Origin of the sequence: Bacillus sp. GbtcB14 (assembly GCF_019091205.1) — a bacterium.
GTDB lineage: Bacteria > Bacillota > Bacilli > Bacillales > Bacillaceae_G > Bacillus_A > Bacillus_A cereus_AG.
In genome coordinates this window covers 105,079-128,094 of record NZ_JAGXJT010000010.1, presented here as the reverse complement: position 1 = coordinate 128,094, position 23,016 = coordinate 105,079, and the positions used below count along the sequence as shown (strand labels likewise).

Genomic DNA, 23,016 nt, shown 5'->3' with positions numbered 1-23,016 from the left:
GATCCTATGATGTCATCTGGTTAACCTATGACTAGAATATCCCACCTTTCATAAAATTTCTATCAATAAATTAAAATATGCAAATGTTCATATCATTATAACTTTATACATAGTGAATATAATGAATGAATGCACTTACATTGTAATAAAGTATTGTTAAGCTACTGCAAATACTTGTCTAAACTAATGTAAAAAAAGAGTAAAGCAATTACATGCTTTACTCTTTTTTTCTATTAGATAATATACTCGGCAGTTGTACATTAACTGCCAACTTATGAATAAATCCAAACACTAATCCAATCCCAATAAATATGTATAAGATTGTAAATATCTTTCCGAAATCAGTTTGCGGACTAAAATTCCCATCACCAACAGTCGTCAACGTGACCACACTAAAATATAAAGCATCAAGTGGGCGCAATCCTTCAACTGTACTATAAAAAATCGTACCAGATGTTAATGTTAAAAATGTTAATACGAATAACACTTGAAATTCTTTATCTTTCCACGCTCGTAAACAAGCTTTTAGCATCCGTTTCAATGTCAACATAAATGAGAGCATTAGACTTCCCCTTCCAAACAAAATACCTTTAGTTAAAGGAAAGTCTATCACCTTTCTGTATAGAAAAAAAGTAGCCCTCTTCTATTTCTAGAAAAGAGCTACTTTTTACTATTCTCTATTATTTAGGTGAAACAAGAATTTTCACTTGTGTTTTATCTTTTACAAGTGCTTCAAATCCTTCTTCAACAACTTGATCTACTGTGATTTTTTTCGTAATTAATTTCTCTGCTTGAATTTGGCCAGAGCTAATTAATTTAATAACAGCTGGGAAAATATGACGGTATCCAAGAATACCTATAACTTCTTTTTCTTTTAATACAAGGTTGTTTGGAGTAATTGTCGCATCTTTTTCCCACACACTAACAATTACAGTTTGACCTTCAAAGCTTGTACTTTCAATCGCTTGACGAAGCACTACTTCAACACCTGTTACTTCAAAGCTCACATTTACACCTAAACCATTTGTTAAGTTGCGAATTTCAGCTAACACATCTTGAGTCGCTGGATTCAATACGTAATCCGCTCCTGCTAATTTTGCTAACTCTTGACGCTCTTTAGAAAGTTCAACTGCAATAACAGGAGTCGCTCCTGCTGCTTTAGCTGCTTGAATGACAAGAAGTCCAATTGGACCACAACCAAATACTGCTACAGCTTCCCCTTCTTTTAATTTACTTTGACGTACTGCATGAACTGCTACCGCTGCTGGTTCTACAAGCGCACCTTGTTCATACGTCATTTCATCTGGAATATGGTGAACCATATCTTCTGGTACTACTGTATATTCAGAGAAACCGCCGCCGTCCCCGCCAAGACCGTGGAAAACAAGTTGTTCACAAACATTGTAATGTCCATGTTTACAAGCTTCACATTTACCACAAGAATAAATTGGTTCTACAACGACGCGATCTCCCACTTTATGAGAAGTAACGCCTTCACCGATTTCAACTACCTCACCACTAAATTCATGACCTAAAATAACCGGTGCTTTTACATGTGTTAATGGATGCTCTTCTGTTGGAATAAAAATAGGTCCTGCTAAATATTCATGCAGGTCTGTCCCGCAGATACCACACCATTTAACTTTAATCTTAACTGCTCCTGGTTTTACAGTTGGTTCTGGTACTTCTTCTACTCGTACATCACGTTGATTATGCCAAAGTAATGCTTTCATGTTTTATACATCCCTCTCTACGTATATACTTAACCTGGTGAAGTTTACAAATCTATTATAATACTTTCATCCATATATTTCAAAAAAACAATCTCATTTCCACTAAATTTTAACAAATAACGTTCAATATTTTGTCACTTTGTACTTTTTTCCACATCTGTTAATGCTAATTTCATTGCGGTTGAAATTAGCATTATGCCATAATAGCATAGGAGAGGTGAATATCGCTTGAAATATTTTATTTACTTTATTGTTATCGTAGCGTTTCTAGATACATTTTCACAATTACCTATTATGAGTACGTTCGCTCAAAGTCTTGGAGGATCTCCTCTTATTATTGGGCTAGTTGTCGGTATGTACTCATTCGCTAATATGATTGGGAATATTATTGCTGGCGCTGCTGTCGATAAATTTGGTGCAAAAAAAATACTTTATATAAGCATGGGACTTACGAGTTTCATAGTCTTGTTATACACCGTTGTTCAAAGTGGTGAACAACTATTAGTTGTGCGCTTTATGCACGGCTTTAGTGATGGATTTTTAATTCCTGCTGCCTTTACGTTTTTATCAAAACAAACAAATGCAGCAAGACAAGGTAAGGCAATGGCTCTATCTGGTGCTGCTGTTGGAACAGCGGCAATTGTAGGACCTGCTTTCAGTGGTATTATGAAAGCTACTGCTGGTATAGAGTGGGTGTTCATTACTATTTCTATTTTAATGGTCCTTGGTACAATCGTATCTCTATTCTTCTTACCAAATAACGTATCAAGAAAAGATACTTCAAGAACACAAATGATGAACAAAGAAAATATGATTGAACTATTGAAATCAGAACCGTTATTACAAGCATATATTGGTGCTTTCACACTAATGTTTTCACAAGGGATTGTGACTTATATGTTACCAGTGAAAGTTGAGGCATTAGCACTTAAAGCATCTACAACAGGCATGATGTTAAGTGTATTCGGAATTACCGCTATCCTCTTCTTCTTACTGCCAACAAATCGTATTTACGATCGATTTAATCGCTCAAAACTCATGCTAATCGGGATTGCAGTAATGGCATTCGCGCTATCTTTACTTGGATTATTCGCAACAAAAGGTATGCTCTTTATCGTTATGATGATTTATGGCATTGGATTTGCTATCCTTTTCCCATCCATAAATGCATTACTTGTTGAAAATACGACAGATGATAAGCGCGGAAAAGCATTCGGATTGTTTTATGCTTTCTTCTCATTAGGAGTTGTTGCTGGATCCTTTACAGTTGGTGCAATCGGGGCATCCCCTAGCGTCAGCTTCGTTATCGGAACTGCATTCTTAGTAGCATTTGCTGGAATGATTTATGTCAGAAGCAAAGTAAAAGGCAAAGACAAGGTAAAAAAGACAATGATAGGATAATTCCATCATTGTCTTTTTTTAAAATGCATATTGATATAACCCGTAATATAATGGCAGCGTTGGAATAATACCAATTAATTTGAATATAAAAGGTAATGGCTCATCTTTCTCTTCATATAATCGTAAAACAAAAACTGCAGTTAAAGTCCAAATGATGCTAAACACAAAGATGCATTGCCAAACGATCGGCGTCAATATTTGTACATCAAAAACAAATCCAAATAGTCCTATCCATGTAATAATAGACACTACAAAATCAAACTTTTGAATCGGTGTTTGAAACATCCCTCTTACTAACGAAGTAATAGCTAATATCGCTACAATTACTAAATAAATTTTCCACAACATAATGATAAACTCCTATTCAATTCAACTTTTAACTCTCAACAAACCATATTTAATGAATAATATGGCATTATATTTTTCATAGAAATAATACAACGGATAACAAAATAAGAAGAAAATAAGTACAGTTGGTACATCATCTATAATAGAAAAATATTTTACTAGTAATTCCTTAGTACTCTCTCCAATTATAATAAACAGTGGAATGATACAAATTGCCGCTACTATTAAGCACGGTGTGATCCTCATTTCTTTTAATTTCACCTTACAATGTGGACACCTGAATGAAAAAGGATGCGGGAGATCCATAATATGTTGCGCAGTAATATTCCCTTCACACTGTGGACATTCAATTATTTCTTTCATTTACCTCACTCCTTTCTATCCATAAAAAAGAGCACCATCCAATAGCGCTCTTTTTTGCCAAATATATTACTTTTGTGTGTAGCTAATTAACAATGTAAATAAATTGAATGGTAAAGGCAATACTACATTTCTTCCTTTACAAAAAAAGTGTATAAATACCGACGATACTTCGACAATTTCCTCGGAAATATTTTCTTTCCCCACATAATTTGATACACTACATGTGAACAGACACTTATATTACATAAGCTAAAATAATAACTTACTGTACAAATTTAAAAAGCACACTCTTCCTATGAAGAATGTGCTTTTCGTTTATTAACGTTTAATCCAAACAGCCCCTGCCGATTTATCCTCTGCCTGTCCAACAACTTGGAATTTAAGTCCAAGGTTTGGAACTTTTCTTCCTGCGTCTGCAATTTGTTTATTACTATATACTTTTGAATCATCAAAAGTTGTAACACCTTGTAATCCAGAATAGTTAAACTGTCCACGTGTTAATGAATTTGCACTCCATGCTGGTGTTTGATCAAATGAAAATGCAGCGTCTGCAATTTGCATACCTGTATTACCGTAAGTTGGTCTTCCGTTTAAGTTGCCAACAAATGCCTCTGGATGCGAATCTACAACACCAAGGAACCCTTCACCTGGATGCACCCCAACCCAGTTATCTTTGAAGCTATCATCTGCATACCAAACGACAAGACCTGTATTATACACTGGGCCTTTCCCTGCTTTTAATCCATTATCTGATCCCGCATAGTTTCTCCACTCTAAGTAGTAATAATGTGCTTTCTTTTCTGTTCCATCAGAAACAACAAAACCATTTAACTTCATTTTAGACTGTTCTTCTGCATCATCAGAAAATACAACTTGTCCATCAACAGTTACATTTACATTATCCATTGCGAAACCTTTATATGTTACAGCCGGATCTGTAATATAGTCGAATTGTAGTTTCACTTTCTTCCCTTTAAATTGACTTAAATCGTATGATTTATCAATCCATTTCCCATCTGTTGTATCTTTATCTTCTTGGACTATCTTTTCTCCCAGTCTATCAATTAATATTTTCGTTCCATCTTCTGTTACTGCATGTACTTCGACAAAATCACACTCTGCTTCTAACTCATAATTTGCTTTATAATCGAATTTTGCATTTGTTCCTTTTGTTAAGTCAAAGAACGGTGTTTCTAATGTTGTATGCATATCATCGCCTCTTGTACTATAATATGCATGCTTTCCAAACTCCGGTTTAATCGTTTCAACACTTTTACCTGGTAAGTTAACACGTACAACGCCTGGACGATTGGATTTCGTAACACTTTGATCAATATATGTAGGAATTCCTACTCCACGCTTAATTTTATCGTAATCTACTTCTAAAATTTTTGCCCAGTTGCCACCCATATTCTTTTGCAAGAAGTCTTTATTTTGTGGTGAGAAACTAGTTGGCTCTGTTCCTGCAATTTTCCCTGTCCAACTACCTCCACTCATTAATGACCAAGCTTCGACAGGTGAACCAGTTCCAGTATATTTCGTGTCATATTCATCCGGTAGGCCAAGATCATGTCCAAATTCATGCGCAAATACACCTACTGCTCCATCTTCTGGTTCAATTGTGTAATCATGCGCTGCTACTTTTCCACCAAAGTAATCTACCTTTGATTTTGTACCTTCAACCGCTACTGGATCTATTGCTAATTTTGAACGATGTGACCAAATTGCATCATCACCTAATTTACCGCCACCAGCTTCTTGACCAACGCCAGCATGGATTACCATTAAATGATCAATTACACCGTCAGGTTCATTTTGATTTCCATCACCATTTGTATCATATCTATCAAATTGATCAAATTGAGATAAATCTAGCCCTTTCTCAGCAGCTGCATGTAAAGCTTCTTTCACTAAATCACGTGCGCCTTTTGGCCCTTTATTATCGTGACCACTACTACCATCAGCACCGTAGTCAGACGCTTTCCCTGGGACAGTTAGCCATTCCGTTACATATCCATCCGTCGTATAACTACCGCCAGACTGCTCTTCATAATATTGTTTAAATGTTTTTACTTTCGAACCATCAAATAATGTATAAGGCTCATTACCAAACAACATCTTTTGATAATGCTCTCTACTAAAGTCATTCGAATACATATACCCTGGCGTTTGATCAATATTATTATGTTTATAATCACTAAATTCAACGAGTAATACTAATACTTTATCAGTTCGAACAGATCCCTTATACGGTGCTTGCTTTGCTTTAGAAGTTGGGACTTGTCCATTCAATTGCTTTTTATTTGGTTCTGGCTTTTGCTCAGGGCTAACATTTTTTTCAGGTTTTTTTACCTTTTCCTTTTCTTCCATTTTTTTCTCTTTTACTTTTTTCACAAAATCAGATGCCTCTTTAGCAGTATCCGCTGGAAGAATTTCTTTATTTGCCTGATCGCCTTGTTTCTTTTCAATATACTTTTCTACAGCTTTTTTCGTTTCTTCTTTAGAAGATGCTGGATTAATTGTTCCTCTTTCTTTCAACGCTTCCGCTAAACGATCTTCTTGAATTAAATTGTAATCAATTGGTGTTGTAGATACATTTTCTTTCTCTTTTGCTGGCGTTTCTGCGTATGCTAGCGGAGTACTCATTACAGATGTGCATCCGATAATTGCCGCAATTGCTAATGATGACAACACTTTAAATGGCGCTTTTCTTCTCATTCTATTTCTCTCCTTTTATAAAACTTAAAATTCAGATAAATCATTGCATTCAAATCGAAATCCCTATTTTCTGCCCTCCCTATATAAAAAGGCATAATTCTATAAACGTTAAGCTTTCTGTTATAGAATCATGCCCCTCCAGTTTTCTGGTCAGAACCTCTACCTTTTTATGTCGAAATATGAAAAATAAAAAGTGATTTGATATATATTAAATAGCTTATATAACAAATTTAAAAGACAATATGCAAAATTGCATGAAAATTCTTTTAAATAAAAAAAGAACCCTAGTCAATTAAACTAGGATTCTTGATTTTCTATTATTTCTCTTGTGTTTTTTCCCAATCAGCTAAGAACTTCTCAATTCCTTGATCTGTTAATGGGTGCTTCACTAATGAAGCAATTACGTTTGCTGGGATTGTTGCAATATGTGAACCGTTTAATGCTGCTTCTGTTACGTGAACACTGTGACGTACAGATGCTGCAATGATTTCTGTTTCAATGCCGTGAATTGCAAAGATTTCTGCGATTTGGCGGATTAGGTCCATACCGTTATGACCGATATCGTCTAAGCGACCTAAGAATGGTGAAACGTATGTTGCACCAGCACGAGCTGCAAGTAATGCTTGAACTGCTGAGAATACTAATGTAACGTTTGTACGAATTCCTAAGTCAGAGAATGCTTTTACTGCTTTTAAACCTTCTGTTGTCATTGGGACTTTTACAACAACGTTTGGAGCAATTTTCGCTAACTCTTTTCCTTCTTCGATCATTTTATCAGCTTCTAAGCTAATTACTTCTGCGCTTACAGGTCCTTCTATAAAGCTGCAAATTTCACGAATACGCTCGTGGAAATCTACGCCTTCTTTTGCTACAAGTGATGGGTTTGTCGTTACTCCAGCTACTACGCCTAATGCATTTGCCTCTTTAATTTCATTAATGTTTGCTGTATCAATAAAGAATTTCATTTGTTATTCTTCCTTCCTAATTTTCGTTTTATATTTATTTGTTTTTCTTAATAAGCTCTAATTCAATCGGAATAGATTTGTCCACTTTTTTACCTTGTGTTATCTCTTTTGCTGTTTGCATCGCCTTCTCCCCGATTAATTCTGGTTTTTGAGCAACTGTTGCAGCCATACGCCCATCTTTAACCGCTTTCACAGCATCGTCTGTTGCATCAAATCCAACAACTACTACATCCGTTTTTCCAGCAGACTTCAATGCTTCAAGTGCCCCTAATGCCATTTCATCGTTATGTGCAAACACGGCTTTAATATCACCATTTGCTTGCAAAATGTTTTCCATAACAGATAATCCTTTTGCTCTATCAAAATCAGCTGCTTGTTTTGCAACTACTTTTAAAGACTTATCAGCTACGTTATGGAATCCTTTCCCGCGCTCACGAGCAGCAGAAGAGCCAGGGATTCCTTCTAATTCAGCAACATTTGCTCCCACGCCAACTAATTCACGAATGTAATCACTAGCCATTTGACCACCTTCAATATTATTAGAGGCAATGTGAGAAACAACTTTACCTGAATTTGCAACGCGGTCTACAGTAATAACAGGGACATTCGCTGCATTTGCCGCACTTACTGCTGAAGCAACAGCATCTGAATCGGTTGGATTAATAACAACTACATCGACACCTTTTTGAATTAAATCTTCAACATCATTTGTTTGCTTTGCTGCATCATTTTGTGCATCAACAGCAATCAACTCAATGCCGCTTTCTTTCGCTTTCTTTTCTGCCCCTTTTTTCAAAGTCACAAAAAATGGATTGTTTAAAGTTGAAACAGAGAATCCAACTTTAATAGTTTTATTTCGACCTTTATCGCTAGAATCCTTTGCCCATTCTGGTGGTTCCATTGAACAACCAGCAGTAATGACCATAATACATGCAACGAGTATAAGTAACCATTTCTTCATGAACTGTCCCTCCATTACGCTTCTTTTCGACGATCAATTAATACAGCTAGTAAGATTACAAGTCCTTTTACAACTTGTTGGAAGAAAGAAGATACGCCTAATAAATTTAAACCGTTATTTAGTACACCGATAATAAGTACACCGATGAATGTACCAACAATCCAACCTCTTCCCCCAGAAAGACTTGTTCCACCTAATACAACTGCTGCAATTGCATCTAATTCGTAAGAAGTACCTGCAGTCGGCTGTGCAGAATCTAGTCGTGATGTTAAGACAATACCTGCAAGCGCTGCCAAAATTCCGGAAAGACCATAAATCATTACTTTAATTCTCGTAACATTAATACCTGATAATGCTGCTGCTTCTTCATTTCCACCAATTGCAAATGTACGGCGACCAAATGTCGTTTTCTTCAAAATGAAGTACAGTACTGCGAAAGCGACCATCATTGTAACAGCTGGTACCGGAATACCGAGAAAATAACCGCGGCCAAACATTTGGAACATTAAATGATCACCAAGACCAGTGATCGGACGTCCGTCCATATAAACAAGCGTCAACCCACGAAAAATAGTCATTGTTGCTAAAGTCGCAATAAACGGAGCTACTTTTCCCTTCGCTATGATGATACCGTTTACAATTCCCATTACAAGACCAGCCAATAATCCAACTGCCATTGCAAGAAACGGGTCCATGCCACTTGCCATCATTCCAGCAACAAGTGCACTTGATAATGCTAAAATAGAACCTACCGATAAGTCAATACCCCCTGTTAAAATTACAAAGGTCATTCCGAATGCAATAAGCGCATTAATCGATACTTGACGCAGTATATTAAATAAATTTGGAATTTCAATAAATGCTGGATTTAAAGCTGTAATTACTACAATAATTAATACTAGTCCAATTAAAGACCCAAGTTGTTGTAATACATTCCCCTTCTTAGCCATCCTTACTCTCCCCCTGTAGCTAGTGCCATAATAGACTCTTGTGATGCCTCATCTTTCTCTAAAATGCCGCCGACTTTTCCTTCATGAATAACAAGAACGCGATCACTCATTCCTAAAACTTCTGGAAGCTCAGATGATACCATAATAACGGCATCGCCTTGCTCGGTAAGCTGATTCATAATAGAGTAAATTTCTTTTTTCGCTCCAACATCAACACCTCTTGTTGGCTCATCTAAAATGAGTAACTGCGGATGGATGCCTAGCCATTTTGCGATTACAATCTTTTGCTGATTTCCACCAGAAAGAGATTTCACCGCTTGCTCTCCACTAGCTGCTTTCACATTAAGTAGTTTCATCATGTCAGCTGTAAACTGTTGTTCTAGTTCGTTACTAAGGACACTTCCCTTTGAAAGACTTTCTAAATTCGGTAAGGCTAAATTTTCTCGAATTGAGAAATCTAACACTAACCCTTCAGATTTTCTATCCTCTGTAATGAATGCTATTCTTTGTCTAATCGCATCTATCGGACTGTCAATCTTTACTTCTTGTCCATTTATAAAAATTTGGCCAGAATCTAAAGGCTCGTACCCAAATATCGCTTTCATAATATCCGTGCGGCCAGCTCCCATCAAGCCAGCAACACCAAGGATTTCACCTTTTCTAACTTGAAACGAAACATTTTCAAACTTCCCTTTTTTCGTTCCGTTACGCATTTCAAAAATAACATCGCCAATTTGACTATTTCGTTCTGGGTAACGTTCACCAATGCTGCGCCCCACCATCATACTCACTACTTCATCAAACGATGTTTCTGGAATTAACCTCTTTCCTACGTATTCCCCATCACGTAAAATTGTAATGGCATCACATATTGAAAAAATTTCTTCCATTCGGTGTGAGATATAAACGAACGAAACGCCTTCTTTACGTAATTTATTAATGACAGTAAACAACGTTTCAATTTCACGATCTGTTAATGCAGCTGTAGGTTCATCCATAATAATAACGCTCGCGTTTGTCATTAGCGCTTTCGCAATTTCGATAATTTGCTGTTGTCCAACCGATAACTCTCCTGCCAACATAGCGCCTTTTACATGTAATCCTAATTCTGCTAGTTGCTGCTGCGCAATCGCGTTCATTTGACGCGTACGTAAAATACCTGTCTTCCCATACATTAACTCTTTACCGAGAAACATATTTTCAGCTACCGTTAAATTCGGTAATATGTTCAATTCTTGATGTATAAATGCAATACCGTACTCTTCAGCTTCTTTTGCATTTTTAAAAGTTCGTTCTTGCCCATCAATCGTGATTGTTCCACCATCTCTTTTGTATACACCTGTTAAAATCTTCATGAGCGTTGATTTACCCGCTCCATTTTCCCCCATCAATGCATGGACTTCTCCTGTTTCAATCATAAACTGTGCATTCTTCAAAACAGAATTGCCATTGAACGCCTTTGAAACGTTTTTCATTTCAATATGCATTCTCATCACTTCCCTTTATTAAAAAATCACGCCTGCATGTAAAATTACATTGGCATAAGGCGTAGCCTCGCCTGTACGAATAATCGCCTTCGCTTTCTTTGTATGCTCTTTAAATTGTTCATGAGATACATATTCAAATGCTGGCTCTATTAGTTTCAGCTCGATTTCTTTATTTACTTCCGCATTATTGTTAATGACTTCTTCTGCTAATGTTACTTTTTCAATTGCCATATCATCAGCTACCACTTGCAATACGTCTAAAAAACTTGGTTTTCCAAGCTCAACAGCTAAATCAATTCGTTTTACTCCGTCAGGAATTGGTAAACCACAATCAGCGATTACAATCGTATCTGTATGCCCGAGTGAAGCAAGGACTGATGCAATCTCACTGTTTAATACACCGTGCTTTTTCATCCGACAATCACCTGCACTTCACGTACTTTATCTCTCGTTGGCATACCACCTTGCGCCCCAAGCTTCGTTACAGAAAGACCACCAGCAATATTCGCAAAACGAATTGCTTTTTGAAGTGCTTCTCCTTCAGAAAGGGCAACTGCTAATGCTCCATTAAATGTATCACCAGCTCCAGTCGTATCTACTACATCAACAGCAATGCTAGGAACATGTACAATCTCCGTCCCATTATGGAAACGAACACCGTTAGAACCTTCTGTCATCAATAATTTATTTGGATATTTAGCTAGTAAATCTTCAATTGGTGATGTGAAATCATCTAACACGATACGGCACTCATGTTCATTTGGCGTAATATAAGTTGCCTTTTCTAAAATAGCTTCTGATAACACTTGTGCTGGCGCTGGATTTAGCATAACCGGGATTTTGTGTTCCTCACAAATAGCCAATACATATTTTACTGTTTCAAGTGGAATCTCTAGTTGAAGAACAACCATATCTGCTTTTATAAGAAGATCTTTTGAACGATCTACAACCGACTCATTTACAAGAACATTCGCCCCTTGCACGACAACAATACTGTTATCCTCTTCTGCTAAAACGATATGAGCAATTCCTGTCGCTGCATCTGTAACCGGTACCACATAGTCGATAAAAACGCGTTCGTTCTCTAAATTTTTCCTAACTACAGTTCCATAATTATCGTTTCCTACCGCTCCAACCATCGCTACATTTGCGCCTAATCTAGCTGCAGCAACCGCTTGGTTGGCTCCTTTTCCTCCTGGAATTGTATGAAATGCTTCACCAATTACTGTTTCCCCTGCTTTCGGACGTTTTTTTGAAACGGCCACTAAGTCCATTGAAATACTACCTACTACTGCAATATTTGGCATCTGTTTCATCTCCTTACTTCGTTGTATTTCGTTCTATAATTTCAATCGGTAAACGATAGTGTTTCTCTTCTAATATATTTCCTTCCATCTGCTCTAACAGCAGTTCTGTTGCAATTTTCCCCATTTCATAAATTGGCTGTGCAACAGTTGTAATAGATGGATACATCATCTCTGTTAAAGAAATTCCATCGAATCCGATAATTTGTAAATCATCCGGAATAGAAATTCCCTTTTGAAGGGCAGCCTTTACAATACCTATTGCAATTAAATCATTCCCAGCAACAATTCCATCAATATGTGGGTATTCTTCTAATAGTTCCACCGCTACACGCTCACTATTAGCTGGATCAAATGTACTCTCTGCAATCATATAAGAAAGATTATTTTGCGTAATTACGTCTACAAAGCCTTCAAAACGTTCATTCGCTGTGCTTACGTCACGCGGTCCACGAATATGTGCAATATGTTTGCAGCCTTTATCTATTAATAACTTTGTCGCGGCCTGACTTCCCGCATAGTTATCTGCATATACAGTAGGAATACGCTCATTAAACATACGGTCAATTGCAACAACTGGAACAGACAACTTCATGTAATTAACACTATTTTGTGGATTTGTTGCTACAATAAATCCATCCACATTATTTTGCCTAAGTACATCAATATATTGCTTTTCTTTCTCTAAACTCTCATCAGAGTTACAAAGGACAACTGTGTATCCTTGCTTATGCGCTACATCTTCTACGGCACGTGCAACTTCTGGAAAGAATGGATTCACGATATTTGGAACAACTAAGCCAATTAAACGAGATTTCTTGTTATACAATGAACGCGCTACTGTACTAGGTTTATAATCTAGCATCTCAATTGCTCGCTCTACTTTCTTTAATGTATCTTCATGAACATATCCATTTTTATTTAACACTCTGGAAACGGTCGCAACAGATACTCCCGCTAATTTCGCAACGTCTTTAATCGTACTCATTCTATTCCCTCTCCATTTCATGTAACCGTTTACAGAAAATAATATAACGTATTTCTAGAAATACGTCAATCATTTCTCACGAAAAAGCTTTTAAGGTTATACTCAAAAAAGCACCGCCATAAGGCGATGCTTTTTAATTACGAATATGATACAGTTTGTTCTTTTTCTTCTGCTGCTGGCTCTTCAGCACCTTTTTTACGATCCGATAGTTTAATCTTCTGTAAGAAAATCGTAAAGATAGCACCCACTACAATGAATACTAATCCTGTTAGAAATACAGTATGAAGTGAGTCTACTAAAGAATTTTTCAAGATTGGTACAATGCTGTTAGCGAATGCTTCTGGCATTTGTTTTAATGCCTCTGGGCTAAATAGCATCGAATATAAACCTTGTGGATCTGTATGAATCATATCTTTAAATTTCGTTACCATTTGTCCCGCTTCTTTCGGGAATGTATCTAATACAGGTACTAATTTATTTGTTAATGTTGTACCTGAAGTGTTATTCATGATTGACCCTAAAATTGTAATACCAAATGTTCCACCGATTTGACGGAAGAACTGACTTGATGATGTTACGACACCAAGATCTTTTTTCGGGAAACTTTCTTGTAACGCTAATGTTAATGTCGGCATTACAAGACCCATTCCTAAACCGATAATACTCATATAAAAAGTAGCAGTAAGTTTAGTCGTGTGCATATCCATCGTTGTTAATAACCAGAAACCACCAGCCATAATAAGCATCCCTGTAATAATTTGTGGTTTCACACCAACTTTTAATACAAGTTGACCACCGATAATACTCATCACAATCATTGTAATCATCATTGGTGTCATAATTGTTCCTGATTCAGCAGCACTTACTCCTACAATTCCTTGCATAAAGAATGGTACGAACATAATAGCACCGAACATTCCGATACTCATAAAGAATCCAATCGCATTCAGTATTGTAAATGTGCGATTTTTAAAGAAATGCATCGGTAAAATTGGTTCTTCTGCTTTCGTTTCAACGATAACAAAGCTAACAATACCAATTAGAGCTAATGCAAACAACCCGATAATTTGCCAAGAATCCCACGCGTAATCTTTTCCACCAAACGTTAACGCAAGTAATAAGCTTACAACACCGAGAATCATCGTAAAGATTCCAGCGATATCAATTTTAATTGGTCCCGTTTGTTTATGTGATTTTAATCCCATTGCAATAAAGATTGTCGCTAAAATACCAACTGGTAAGTTAATGTAGAATACCCATCTCCAGTTCACCGCATCTACAATCCAACCACCCACTTGTGGTCCAATTACAGAAGCAAGACCGTATAACGCACCAAAAATACCTTGCCATTTCGCACGTTCTTTTCCCGTAAACATATCTCCGATAATAATCATAGCCATTGGCATCATAATACCGCCACCAAGACCTTGAATACCACGGAAAATAATTAATTCTGTCATACCATTTGCCATACCACATAACGCCGAACCAATCATAAAGATAACTAGCCCTGTTATATATACGTTACGACGACCAAGTAAATCCGCTAATTTACCTGCAATCGGTACAACTGTCGTTGATGTTAACATATAAGCTGTCGTTAACCACGTCATTAAGCTTAATCCGCCTAGTTCACCGACGATACGCGGCATTGCTGTACCAACGATTGTTCCATCTAATGCAGCAAATAGCATCGCGATTATTAAACCGATTAACAGCAACTTTCTATTTATGTTTTCTTGTTGCTCCATGTAATCTCCTCAATTCCTCTTAGTTATTCTCTTTTTTCTCTTGTGTCCCGCAAATAATTGTTTCTAACTTCTCAAAGAGACGTAACAAATCTTCTCTTTCTTGTAATTCTAAATGTGAGAAATATTTTGCAATATGCTCATTACGAGCTGTCATTGCCTCTTCTACTCTTGCTTTCCCCTTTTTTGTTAACTCAATGATGACAACACGACGGTCATCTTTGTCGTGATAGCGCTCTACAAGCTCTTGGTCAATTAGGCGATCAATCATCACTGTAATTGCACTAGGCTTTACATACATCTTTTTTGCTAATTTTGTCGCTCTTGAAGCACCGTAATGATCTAAAATCTTTAAAATATAAAACTGCGGTGGTGTAAGTCCTGTTGCTTGCATTTGTTCTAATAACTCCGTCTGCATTTTCTTTCCAATCGAAAAGGCAAGAGCTTGAATTTTATCGATATGCGTCATATCATTTGGCATGTTATCCACCTCTTATTTAAGCAATAAAATATTTAACGTATTTAAATATTAATACCACGAATAAAATACGTCAACACTTTTTATTTATAAAAACGTTTACATTTCTGTCACAAAGTTGTATAATTTTCGACGAAGTTAATATTGACAGTCACGGAGAATCGGAGTATAAGGCTATGAATCATAAAAAAGGAAACTTTTTTATATTTCATGGCCTTTTTATATTCTCTCTGACTTACAACATTTCGAATTCATTAGGGGAGGATTTTCATTTTATGTTTTTCACACAATTATTTAAACCTGCACCCCACGCGGAACGCTTACCAGCTGATCGCGTTGATAGCGAATACCGTAAATTACGTTTACAAGTATTCTTGGGTATCTTCATTGGCTATGCAGGTTACTACTTTGTTCGAAAAAACTTTTCACTAGCAATGCCATACTTAATCGAACAAGGCTTTAGTAAAGGAGAACTTGGGGTTATCCTTTCAGCAGTATCTATCGCTTACGGATTAAGTAAATTTCTTATGGGTATCGTATCCGACCGTTGTAATCCTCGCTACTTTTTAGCAGCTGGGCTATTTTTATCAGGTATCATTAATATTATTTTCGGCTCATTTTCTTTCATTACAACGAGCATTATACTCATGTTTGTCCTTCAGTTTTTAAATGGATGGGTACAAGGTATGGGCTGGCCTCCTTGTGGTCGTACGATGGTTCACTGGTTCTCTATTAGTGAACGTGGTACAAAAATGTCTATTTGGAACGTTGCTCATAATGTCGGTGGCGCACTTATGCCTTCTCTTGTAACATTAGGGTTATATTTCTTTGCAAATGACTGGCATAGTATTTTTTACTTCCCAGGTATTCTTTCAATTTTAGTTGGTATTTATGTATTAATTACGATGAGAGATACACCTCAATCTTGTGGATTACCTTCTATTGAAGAACATACTGGAGAATATCCATCAGATGAAACAGTAAAAGATCGAGAACGCGAACTTTCAGTAAAAGAAATTTTATTTACATACGTACTAAACAATAAATTTTTATGGTACATCGCTATCGCGAACGTTTTCGTTTATTTCGTACGTTACGGCGTTGTAGACTGGGCTCCTACGTATTTAGTAGAGGAAAAAAGTTTCACTCATAGTAGCTCTCGCACAGCTTATGCTCTATATGAATGGGCTGGTATTCCAGGTACACTTCTTTGCGGCTGGATGAGTGATAAAATGTTTAAAGGGCGCCGCGCACCTGCCGGTATTTTATTTATGGTTGGTGTATTTATCGCCGTTCTTGTTTACTGGCTAAATCCTCCTGGCAATCCAATGATTGATAGTATCGCACTTGTCTCAATTGGATTTTTAATTTATGGACCTGTTATGTTAATCGGCCTACATGCACTAGACTTAGCACCAAAAAAAGCTGCTGGAACTGCTGCTGGTTTAACTGGGTTCTTCGGTTACCTAGGTGGAGCTACTTTTGCTAGCGCAGCTATGGGCTTTATCGTAGATGCATTCGGATGGGATGGCGGATTCATCTTATTACTTGTATCTTGTGTACTTGCAATGTTCTTCCTTGCTCTTACTTTAAAGACAGGATCTGCAAAACCAAAACAAGCTTAAGTACTAATATTATTCTTATCAAAAAAAGAGAGACTGTTCTTTCCAGAACACCTCTCTTTTTTCTACATATAATACTTTTTTCTTACAAAAGATTTATTTCCCTCTCTTATTCATGTTAGCGTTTTCAAATTACTCCAACCACTTACACAACTGCATCCAATCTCTATATAAAAAGATTTTTGAATATTTTTTCAACTTATCCTTGTCAAACATTGTCAATTTATATTAAAATAACAACAACATACAAAATATTTAGTCTTTTCAGAAAAGATGGAGGGATAGCCATGAAGAATCCACTTCTTCGCATTGAAAACTTACAAACTTCCTTTCGCATACAAGATCAATATCATGCAGCAGTTGATGATGTCTCGTTAACTGTCCATGAAAATGAAATTGTCGCGATAGTTGGTGAATCGGGTTGCGGAAAAAGTGCACTTGCCCTTTCTATTATGCGACTGCATAATGAAGCAAATACAAAATTACAGGGGCAGCTTAACTATAGAGATAAGGATTTACTAACTATGTCGACCGCAGAAATGAATAAAGTACGCGGATCAAACATCGGTATGATTTTCCAAGAACCTCTTACAGCACTCGATCCTCTTATGACAGTTGGAAAACAAATCGAAGAAAACTTAGACTACCACACAAGCCTTTCAAAAGCAGAAAAGAAAGAACGCACCTTAGAACTACTTCATCAAGTTGGTATTCCAAAACCAGAACTTACATATAAACAATACCCACACGAATTATCTGGCGGAATGAGACAAAGAATTGTTATCGCCATTGCAATTGCTTGTAACCCAGCACTCATTATTGCGGATGAGCCAACAACGGCACTTGACGTAACCATCCAAGCACAAATTTTAGACTTACTAAAGTCTATTCAAGAACAAACAAAAATGGGCATCATTTTAATTACACATGATTTAAGTGTTGTTGCAGAAACAGCTGATCGTATCGTCGTTATGTACGCTGGACAAGTTGTAGAAACAGGTAAAGTTGAAGAGATTTTTAATAACCCTCTTCACCCATATACTCGTTCTCTATTAAACTCCATTCCATCTGCGTATGGTGAAAAAGAAAAATTACATGTAATTCAAGGGGTGGTTCCTACGTTAGCAAAGCTTCCTCGCACAGGTTGTCGCTTCCAAGCTCGAATTCCATGGATTAGACCTGATCAACACGAGGAAAATCCAATTTTACACGAAGTAAAACCAGACCATTGGGTGCGTTGTACTTGCTACAAGCATTTCAACTTCCAACATAAGAAAGGAGATGACGTAACTCATGGCACTGCTTAAAGTAGAAGATTTAAAAGTACATTTCCCAATTAAAGGTGGTTTCTTCGGCCGCACATTAGATCACGTGCGTGCTGTCGATGGTGTAAGTTTTGAATTACAACCGGGTGAAACATACGGGATCGTTGGTGAGTCAGGAAGTGGCAAATCAACAACGGGTAAAGCAATTATGCATTTAACGAAAGCAACAGAGGGTAGCATTCATTTTAATAATAGAGATTTAACAAAGTTAAGTCGCTCTGAGCTACGTGAACAGCGAAAAGATATTCAAATGATTTTCCAAGATCCGTATTCATCATTAAATCCGAAGAAACGTGTTCTCGACATTATTGCTGAGCCACTTCGAAATTTTGAGAAACTCTCACCTGATGAAGAACGTAGAGCAGTTCAAGAATATCTTGATAAAGTTGGTCTAAATCCAGAGTCAATTTATAAATATCCACATGAATTTTCCGGTGGGCAAAGGCAGCGGATTGGTATTGCACGCGCTCTTACATTAAAACCGAAGCTTATTATTGCTGATGAGCCAGTATCTGCACTTGACGTCTCTGTACAGGCACAAGTATTAAACTTCTTGCAAGATTTACAAGCTGAACTCGGACTAACATACTTATTCATTAGTCATGATTTAGGTGTCATTCGTCATATGTGTGACCGAATCGGTGTTATGTATCGCGGACGCATTGTGGAAGAAGCAACTAGTACAGAAATTTATAATAATCCGCAACATATTTATACGAAACGTCTAATATCAGCAATTCCTGATATTCGTCCTGAAAACAGAGAACAACAGCGTAAGCTCCGTCAACAAGTAAGCTCTGAGTACGAGAAATCATACGAAAATTATTTCAATGAAAACGGTCGGGCTTATGACTTAAAAGCAATCTCGCCAACGCACCGGGTCGCATTACCATAAGGGAGTGATAAAACATGTGGAAGTTTATATTACGGAGATTTTTAGTGATGATCCCGCAATTATTCGTGTTAAGTGTACTAGTCTTTTTACTAGCTAAAGCGATGCCCGGCGATGCATTAACAGGCAGAGCAATGAATCCGAAAGCGGATCCAAAGGTGATTGAAGAACAACGTGAAAAGCTTGGATTAAATGACCCAGTTACAACACAATATGTTCGCTGGATTAAAAATGCAGTGCAAGGTGACTTCGGTATTTCCTATGCACATAAAATGAAAGTAACTGATTTAATTGGAGAACGACTTGGAAATACAGTATCTTTAGCACTTGTTATTCTTATTCTTACTTATTTAATCGCCATTCCACTTGGCGTTATAAGTGGGCGTTGGAACGATACATGGGCTGATCGACTCATTACCATTTACAACTATCTAGGTTTTGCTACACCACTATTTATATTTGCATTAATTATGCTCTTCCTATTCGGATTTAAGTTTGCAATATTCCCAACTGGTGGTAGCGTAGATCCTCAAGTTGCAACAGGTACATTCGCTTACTATTTAAGCAAATTAAATCACATGCTACTACCAGCTTTATCTGGCGCACTTATTGCAACAGTTGGTACTGTACAATATTTACGAAGCGAAATTATTGATACGAAACATAAAGATTTTGTACGTACAGTACGAGCAAAAGGTGTTCCAGAATCAAAAATCTATTCTAGACATATTTTACGAAATTCATTCTTACCAATTGCAGCCTTCTTAGGTTATGAAATTACAGGATTGGTTGGCGGTGCCATCTTCTTAGAAAGTATTTTTAGCTATCCAGGAATTGGACAACTATTTATACAATCTATCTCTCAACGCGATTTTAGTGTAATAACTGCACTCGTTATGTTTACTGGATTTGCAACGTTACTTGGAACTCTCCTTTCAGATATTATTCTAAGCATCGTCGATCCACGTATTCGTATTGATTAAAGAAAGGAGCAGACGTTATGTTAGCAAACCCTGAAAAACAAACTGAAGTTGTTCATTACGAAAAAAGCCCTTCTGGTTTCTCTATTATGTGGCGAGAACTTCGTAAAGATAAATTAGCAATGTTTTCACTTGTTTTCCTAGCAATCTTATTACTAGCGGTCTATGCAACATCTTTTATTATGAAACAAGAAGATATTGTACGAGTTGATTTATTCGCTATTTATGCTCCTCCCTCTGCTGAACATTGGTTAGGAACAGATTATGGAGGACGCGATATTTTCGGCCAACTTATTATTGGTACACGTAACTCTTTTACAATTGGATTAGCAATTACTATTCTTTCTTGTTTAATTGGCCTTTCAATTGGATTAATTGCCGGTTATTTTGGAGGAGCAATTGATAATATGATTATGCGCGTTATCGACTTCGTTATGGTTTTACCATTTTTAATGCTTGTAATTGTATTTATTACACTTGTTCCTACATTCAATATCTTTACTTTCATTTTAATTATGAGCGTGTTCTTATGGACAGGAAAAGCAAGATTAATTCGCTCAAAAGTATTAACTGAAAAAGAACTCGATTATGTCTCTGCATCAAAAACATTAGGAACACCAAACTGGAAGATCATTCTTTTCCAAGTACTACCTAACTTAAGTTCCATTATCATTGTTAGCGTTACATTAAACCTTGCTGGAAACATCGGTATTGAATCTGGGCTAACTTTCTTAGGATTTGGTCTACCAGAAAGTACCCCAAGCCTTGGCACACTTGTTAGTTATGCTAGAAATCCAGATGTATTACAAGAGAAATGGTGGATTTGGTTACCCGCATCAGTCATGATTTTAACATTGATGCTGTGTATAAATTTTATTGGTCAAGCGCTACGCCGTTCGGCCGACGCAAGACAAAGAAAAGGATAAGGGGTGGAAGAAATGACAAATAAGCCAAAGTTTTTCAAAGTATTAAGTACACTTGCAGTTTCAACATTACTACTTTCAGCATGTGGGGGCAGTGGTGGTAGTGAAAAAACGAGCAGCACAAAAAAAGTAGATACAAATAAATTTAGTACAAATGTTAAAAATGATAAAAAGGAAGTTAAAGATGGTTCATTAACATATGGTCTTGTTTCTAACACACCATTTGAAGGACTTTTGAACTTTGCTGTATATGAAGGAGATCCTGATAACCAAGTCATTACCATTTTCGATGAATCTTTATTATCAAATGACGAAAACTGGGAATATACGAATGATGGCGCTGCTACATATGAAATTTCTAAAGATAAAAAGACAATTACATTAAAAATTAAAGATAATGTAAAATGGCATGATGGAAACCCTGTTACCGCTGAGGATTTAGAATACTCTTATCTGGTGATTGGTAGCAAACAATATGCTGGTTCTCGCTATGATTCTCAAATGCAAATGATTGAAGGTATGGAAGATTATCATAATGGAAAAGCCGAAAAAATTTCAGGTATAAAAGTAACGGATCCAAAAACAATTTCGATTACGTTTAAAGAACCAAATCCTTCAGTGAAAACTGGGCTTTGGACATACCCTCTTCATAAGAAATACTTAGGAGATGTACCAATCGATAAATTAGCAGAATCTGATAAAATTCGTAAAAATCCAATTGGTTTCGGACCTTTTAAAGTGAAGAAAATTACTCCTGGAGAATCCGTTGAATTCGAACGTTTTGATGACTATTATGGCGGAAAACCAAAACTGAAAAGCATGGTTTTAAAAGTTGTTAACCCTTCTGTTGTTAACGCGTCCTTAAAAAATGGTGATATTGACATTGCTGAAGTAAGTGCAGATCAATATCCAAATGTAAGTAAATTAAAAAATGCACAATTAGTCGGTAAAACCGATTTATACTATAGTTATATCGGCTTTAAATTAGGCCATATGGATAAAGAAAAAGAAGAAGTAGTAATGGATAAGGATAAATTTAAAGATGTTCGTGTACGTCAAGCGATGGCGTATGCTATTGATCGAAAAGAAATTGGTGAAAAATTATATCATGGCCTACGTTATCCAGCTAACTCACCAATTCCACCATCTCTACCAAAATATCATAACAATAAAATTGGTGCCTATGATAAAGATGTAGAGAAAGCTAAAAAGTTATTAGATGAAGCTGGCTATAAAGATACGAACGGAGATGGATTCCGTGAAGATCCAAATGGTAAAGAATTTAAAGCTAATTTCTTATCAATGAGTGGTAGCGATGTAAGTGAACCACTTGCAAAATTCTTTATTCAATCTTGGAAAGACATCGGCCTAAAAGTAGAACTTCTTGATGGTCGCTTACACGAATTCAACTCATTCTACGATATGATTAAAAAAGATGATCCAAAGGTTGACCTTTTCGCTGCCGCTTGGGGAACTGCATCTGATCCAGACCCTTCTGGTATTTGGGCTAAAAACGCACCGTTCAATTACACACGTTGGGCTACTGACAAAAACACAGAATTATTAAAACAGGGTATTTCTAAAGAAGCTGCTGATGAAAAATACCGTAAAGATGTATACGATAAATGGCAAAAATTAGTTCACGATGAAGTACCATTAATTCCACTTCATTATAAATTTGACCTAAAAGGTGTAAATAATCGCGTAAAAGATTATAAATACACACCAGAAGATCAATACAAGTGGGGTAAAGTTAGCGTAACAAGTGATAAAGCAGAAACAGAGAAATAAGAATAAAAATAGCTCCTGGCGCTAAAATACATGCCAGGA

21 protein-coding genes are annotated in these 23,016 nt (G+C 36.6%); 7 read left to right on the top strand and 14 right to left on the bottom strand.

Going from position 1 to position 23,016, the window contains the following annotated elements:
- Positions 1-217 precede the first annotated feature (217 nt).
- On the bottom strand, positions 218-562 hold the full coding sequence (locus KVT31_RS23965) for a potassium channel family protein (protein ID WP_000948236.1): 345 nt from the start codon (positions 560-562) through the stop codon (positions 218-220).
- Between the two features lie 118 nt (positions 563-680).
- Complete coding sequence (gene bdhA, locus KVT31_RS23960) at positions 681-1,733, bottom strand: (R,R)-butanediol dehydrogenase (RefSeq protein WP_088095164.1); 1,053 nt, start codon at positions 1,731-1,733, stop codon at positions 681-683.
- 228 nt (positions 1,734-1,961) lie between these two features.
- Here bdhA and KVT31_RS23955 point away from each other — a divergent pair, with 228 nt between their 5' ends.
- On the top strand, positions 1,962-3,134 hold the full coding sequence (locus KVT31_RS23955; protein ID WP_088095163.1) for an MFS transporter: 1,173 nt from the start codon (positions 1,962-1,964) through the stop codon (positions 3,132-3,134).
- Between the two features lie 18 nt (positions 3,135-3,152).
- Here KVT31_RS23955 and KVT31_RS23950 read toward each other — a convergent pair whose 3' ends face one another.
- The 12 genes from KVT31_RS23950 to KVT31_RS23895 form a co-directional block, all read right to left on the bottom strand.
- Positions 3,153-3,482 carry a hypothetical protein gene (locus tag KVT31_RS23950; protein ID WP_088095162.1) on the bottom strand — a complete coding sequence of 110 codons (330 nt, stop codon included), beginning with the start codon at positions 3,480-3,482 and terminating at the stop codon, positions 3,153-3,155.
- A 21-nt stretch (positions 3,483-3,503) separates the two neighbouring features.
- The gene (locus KVT31_RS23945; RefSeq protein ID WP_088095161.1) at positions 3,504-3,845 is read right to left on the bottom strand and encodes a hypothetical protein; all 342 of its coding nucleotides are present in this window, start codon (positions 3,843-3,845) and stop codon (positions 3,504-3,506) included.
- Positions 3,846-4,163: 318 nt separating this feature from the next.
- Entirely contained in the window at positions 4,164-6,563 is a 2,400-nt protein-coding gene (gene inhA2, locus KVT31_RS23940) for a M6 family metalloprotease immune inhibitor InhA2 (RefSeq protein ID WP_088095160.1), read from the bottom strand.
- A 317-nt stretch (positions 6,564-6,880) separates the two neighbouring features.
- Positions 6,881-7,528: a fructose-6-phosphate aldolase gene (fsa, locus tag KVT31_RS23935; RefSeq protein ID WP_000667669.1), complete on the bottom strand. Its 648-nt coding sequence runs from the start codon at positions 7,526-7,528 to the stop codon at positions 6,881-6,883.
- A gap of 34 nt (positions 7,529-7,562) precedes the next feature.
- Positions 7,563-8,489 (bottom strand): ribose ABC transporter substrate-binding protein RbsB, encoded by a 927-nt coding sequence (rbsB, locus tag KVT31_RS23930; RefSeq protein ID WP_088095159.1) that lies wholly within the window; start codon positions 8,487-8,489, stop codon positions 7,563-7,565.
- Positions 8,490-8,503: 14 nt separating this feature from the next.
- Positions 8,504-9,439 carry an ABC transporter permease subunit gene (locus KVT31_RS23925; protein WP_001074645.1) on the bottom strand — a complete coding sequence of 312 codons (936 nt, stop codon included), beginning with the start codon at positions 9,437-9,439 and terminating at the stop codon, positions 8,504-8,506.
- A 2-nt stretch (positions 9,440-9,441) separates the two neighbouring features.
- Complete coding sequence (gene rbsA, locus KVT31_RS23920; protein ID WP_088095158.1) at positions 9,442-10,926, bottom strand: ribose ABC transporter ATP-binding protein RbsA; 1,485 nt, start codon at positions 10,924-10,926, stop codon at positions 9,442-9,444.
- 18 nt (positions 10,927-10,944) lie between these two features.
- The gene (gene rbsD / locus KVT31_RS23915; protein ID WP_088095157.1) at positions 10,945-11,340 is read right to left on the bottom strand and encodes a D-ribose pyranase; all 396 of its coding nucleotides are present in this window, start codon (positions 11,338-11,340) and stop codon (positions 10,945-10,947) included.
- Positions 11,337-12,233, bottom strand: coding sequence for a ribokinase (gene rbsK / locus KVT31_RS23910; protein WP_088095156.1), 897 nt, complete (start codon positions 12,231-12,233; stop codon positions 11,337-11,339). The genes rbsD and rbsK overlap by 4 nt, the downstream gene beginning before the upstream one ends.
- Positions 12,234-12,246: 13 nt before the next feature.
- Positions 12,247-13,218, bottom strand: coding sequence for a ribose operon transcriptional repressor RbsR (gene rbsR / locus KVT31_RS23905; RefSeq protein ID WP_088095155.1), 972 nt, complete (start codon positions 13,216-13,218; stop codon positions 12,247-12,249).
- Between the two features lie 137 nt (positions 13,219-13,355).
- Positions 13,356-14,969: an MDR family MFS transporter gene (locus KVT31_RS23900; RefSeq protein WP_088095154.1), complete on the bottom strand. Its 1,614-nt coding sequence runs from the start codon at positions 14,967-14,969 to the stop codon at positions 13,356-13,358.
- 19 nt (positions 14,970-14,988) lie between these two features.
- A complete protein-coding gene (locus KVT31_RS23895; RefSeq protein ID WP_001132358.1) occupies positions 14,989-15,447 on the bottom strand; it encodes a MarR family winged helix-turn-helix transcriptional regulator in 459 nt (152 codons plus the stop codon).
- A 272-nt stretch (positions 15,448-15,719) separates the two neighbouring features.
- Here KVT31_RS23895 and glpT point away from each other — a divergent pair, with 272 nt between their 5' ends.
- From glpT to opp4A, 6 genes are all read left to right on the top strand, one after another.
- The gene (gene glpT / locus KVT31_RS23890) at positions 15,720-17,069 is read left to right on the top strand and encodes a glycerol-3-phosphate transporter (RefSeq protein ID WP_088095153.1); all 1,350 of its coding nucleotides are present in this window, start codon (positions 15,720-15,722) and stop codon (positions 17,067-17,069) included.
- A 284-nt stretch (positions 17,070-17,353) separates the two neighbouring features.
- The gene (locus tag KVT31_RS23885; protein WP_088095152.1) at positions 17,354-18,373 is read left to right on the top strand and encodes an ABC transporter ATP-binding protein; all 1,020 of its coding nucleotides are present in this window, start codon (positions 17,354-17,356) and stop codon (positions 18,371-18,373) included.
- Positions 18,360-19,286, top strand: a complete 927-nt coding sequence (locus KVT31_RS23880; protein WP_088095151.1) for an ABC transporter ATP-binding protein — start codon at positions 18,360-18,362, stop codon at positions 19,284-19,286. The genes KVT31_RS23885 and KVT31_RS23880 overlap by 14 nt, the downstream gene beginning before the upstream one ends.
- A gap of 14 nt (positions 19,287-19,300) precedes the next feature.
- A complete protein-coding gene (gene opp4B, locus KVT31_RS23875; protein ID WP_000265439.1) occupies positions 19,301-20,266 on the top strand; it encodes an oligopeptide ABC transporter permease in 966 nt (321 codons plus the stop codon).
- A 17-nt stretch (positions 20,267-20,283) separates the two neighbouring features.
- Positions 20,284-21,189: an ABC transporter permease gene (locus KVT31_RS23870; protein ID WP_000880741.1), complete on the top strand. Its 906-nt coding sequence runs from the start codon at positions 20,284-20,286 to the stop codon at positions 21,187-21,189.
- A 12-nt stretch (positions 21,190-21,201) separates the two neighbouring features.
- The gene (gene opp4A, locus KVT31_RS23865; RefSeq protein ID WP_000182630.1) at positions 21,202-22,977 is read left to right on the top strand and encodes an oligopeptide ABC transporter substrate-binding protein; all 1,776 of its coding nucleotides are present in this window, start codon (positions 21,202-21,204) and stop codon (positions 22,975-22,977) included.
- Positions 22,978-23,016 lie beyond the last annotated feature (39 nt).